Genomic DNA, 2,432 nt, shown 5'->3' with positions numbered 1-2,432 from the left:
GTCGGAGCGGGACCGTAGGCGGGAGCGGGAGCGGAACCGTACGCGGGAGCCTGCCCCCACGACGGGTACGCCCCGCCCACCGGCGCCTGCACCCGCGCCCTCGCCTGCGCGGCGGACTGCGCCCGGGCGGCCTCCCGCATCTGCCGCTCGTAGAACACCGCCCCCAGGAACTCCGGCGCCGACACCCCCTGCGTCTGCGCCCCCGTGCGGGCCGCCACGTCCGCGGCCAACCGGTGCGCCACCTCATGACCCACCGCGGGATCCAGCTGGAACATCCGCGTCAGGTACTGCCGCACCGCCAGCCACAGCTCGTCCGGCACGGCGGACAGGTCCAGCCCGGCGAACCGGCCGACCAGCCACGGCGGCGGAGGCGGAGTCCCCATCACCTGCCCGCCCGGCACCCGCTCGCGCACCACCAGCGTTCCGGCGAACACGTCGCCGAGCCGCCGGCCCCGTGCGGACGCCAGGGAGGCGATGCAGGCGACCACGCCGGAGGTCAGGATGAGCTCGAACATCCCGATCAGACCCCTGACCAGCGCGTGACGGAAGCCGATGGGCCCGCCGTCGTCCCGCACCACCCGCAGTCCGAGGGCCAGCTTGCCCAGCGAGCGACCGCGGGTGAGCGCCTCCACCGCGATGGGCGCCCCGACGGGGATGAGCAGGAAGGTGCCGAGCGAGATGGCCGCGCCGGCCGCGTCGTCCACCGTGTTCATCGTCGCGAAGAGCAGCACCATCACGAGGACCCAGACCAACAGCGCCACCGTCAGGTCGAGCAGCAGCGCCAGCGCCCTGCTCGGGAGCCGCGCCGGTCTGACCTCCAGGGCCACCGCCTCGCCGGTCACCAACTGATCCATCCGCCCCACCCCTTCCGACCGCCCGGACTTCCGACACCGCGATCATGCCCCGGCCGGGATTCCTCCCGCACTGACGTGCGGGCCGCCAGTCTGCCAAGCTGTGCAGCACGCCGCCGCAGGACCGCCCTGTCGACGCAGGTTGAGGAGCAGCCGACACCCATGGATCTGGACGTCTTCGTCGCCACCCATCGTGCCGAGTGGGACCGTCTGGAAGCGCTGCTGAACCGTCGGCGCCGCCTGACCGGCACGGAGGTGGACGAACTCGTCGCCCTCTACCAGCGTGCGGCGACCCATCTGTCCGTCGTCCGCTCCAGCGCCCCTGACCCGCGGATCACCGGCCGCCTGAGCCAGCTCGTCGCCCGCGCCCGCAGCCGTGTCACCGGTACGCGCAATGGGTCCTGGAAGGACGTGGCCCGTTTCCTCGGGCAGGGCTTCCCGGCCGCCGTCTACCGGTCACGTCGCTGGTGGGTGCCGACGGCGATCCTGTCCATCGCGGTGGGAGCCCTCCTCGCCTGGTGGGTCGCCACCCATCCGGAGGTGCAGGCAGTTCTCGGTTCGGACGAGGACCTGCGCGAGATGACCCGTCCCGGCGGTCAGTACGAGAACTACTACTCGAGCCACCCGGCCGCCTCGTTCGCCGCCCAGGTGTGGACCAACAACGCCCAGGCCGCGGCGCTCTGCCTGATCACGGGCGTCTTCCTCGGACTGCCGGTGCTCTACGTCCTCTACCTCAACATGCTGAACCTCGGCATCGGCGTCGGTCTGATGGCGGACGCCGGACGGCTCGAGCTGTTCCTCGGCCTGCTCCTGCCGCACGGCCTGATCGAGCTGACCGCCGTCTTCGTCGCCGCGGGAACGGGTCTCAAGCTCGGCTGGACGGTCATCGACCCCGGACCGCGCACCCGCAGGACGGCTCTCGCCGAGGAAGGGCGGGCGGCGCTGGCCATGGCGATCGGCCTGGCCCTGGTGCTCTTCGTGGCCGGCGCGATCGAGGGCTTCGTGACCCCGTCGGGCCTCCCGACCTGGGCGCGCGTGGGCATCGGGGTCGTGGTCGAGCTGGCGTTCCTCACCTATGTGTGGGTACTCGGCGGTCGCGCCGTCCGTGCGGGCGAGACGGGCGACGTGGAGGAGAGCGGCCGGAGCGCCGAGGCGCCGGTCGTCGCCTGATGTGCATCGGGCACCTACAAGCTGCTACTCTCCTCTTCGCCCCCGGAACTGCCGTTGACGCGGCACGATGGGGGAGGTAGATTTGAACAGTTGCCCGAAGCGGTGCGGAGCACCCACTGGCAGCCGGTAGGATCTACCGAGTCGCTTCCCGGACGTTCATCGGACCGGAGCGGCAATCCCCCGATAAATCGGAATTCGAAGCCGGCAGGACCGGCCGAAAACATCTGATAAAGTCGGAAACGCCGGAAAGGGAAAACGCCGAAAGGCGAAGGACCTGGAAAGCGCCGAGGAAATCGGAACGGAAACGGTCTGATAGAGTCGGAAACGAAGGAAGCGCCCGGAGGAAAGCCCGAGAGGGTCAGTACAAAGGAAGCGTCCGCACCTTGAGAACTCAACAGCGTGCCAAAAGTC

General features: G+C 70.4%; 2 protein-coding genes. One reads left to right on the top strand and one right to left on the bottom strand.

What is annotated here, in order from left to right; all coding sequences use genetic code 11:
* A partial coding sequence (locus tag ACOV8S_RS00010) for an RDD family protein (RefSeq protein ID WP_448315080.1) occupies positions 1-854 on the bottom strand: 854 nt, incomplete at its 3' end.
* A gap of 159 nt (positions 855-1,013) precedes the next feature.
* Between ACOV8S_RS00010 and ACOV8S_RS00005 the strand changes: the two genes are divergently transcribed.
* Positions 1,014-2,021: a stage II sporulation protein M gene (locus ACOV8S_RS00005; protein WP_448315079.1), complete on the top strand. Its 1,008-nt coding sequence runs from the start codon at positions 1,014-1,016 to the stop codon at positions 2,019-2,021.
* The last annotated feature ends 411 nt before the right edge of the window (positions 2,022-2,432 follow it).

The organism is Streptomyces sp. CO7, from assembly GCF_053474865.1.
Note: the sequence above shows the minus strand (reverse complement) of the source record. Positions and strands in the feature narration are given on the sequence as shown.

Coding starts and splice junctions, on each gene's coding strand:
- ACOV8S_RS00005 (WP_448315079.1), top strand. CDS start 1,014: ATGGATCTGGACGTCTTCGTCGCCACCCATCGTGCCGAGTGGGACCGT.